The 442-nt window shown below is 50.2% G+C and carries 1 pseudogene; it reads right to left on the minus strand.

Features of this window, described 5'->3' with window-relative positions:
- Positions 1-284: 284 nt before the first annotated feature.
- Positions 285-442, minus strand: a pseudogene (locus ACO0LN_RS30310) (MotA/TolQ/ExbB proton channel family protein); the annotation flags it as partial.

The raw sequence follows: 442 nt of genomic DNA on the forward strand, positions 1-442 counted from the left end.
ATGACGTCGACCAGCGGGGTGGTGTTGATGGTGCTGTTGACTTCGTCTTCACCATCTCCATCATTGCCAATTGCCATTGCCATAATGTGTTCTCTTTCGATGTTACGCTTTAACCCTTAAAACCTCTAGACACAGACACACAAAGATCTTTTTTCTCTGTGGTGCAGCAGGGATTTCGAGTGGCATGCCACTCGCCTGCGGAACGAAGACTTCTTGCAAGAAGTCTTTCCTTCCTCTGTGCCTCTGTGTTGAGAGGTCTTCGGGTGTTAATCAGCGATTACTAATTACTTCTTAGCAGCCGTTTTGCCCATATTACCGGACAGAACAACGGAGTGCAGGTCAGCGGAGAAGGCACGGACTTCTTCCATGGCGCTCTTGTTGCGACGAACCAGGAAGTTGTAACCCAGAACAGCAGGAACAGCGACCGCCAGACCAATCGCGG

Origin of the sequence: Undibacterium sp. TC9W (genome assembly GCF_049339865.1) — a bacterium.
Lineage (GTDB): Bacteria > Pseudomonadota > Gammaproteobacteria > Burkholderiales > Burkholderiaceae_D > Undibacterium.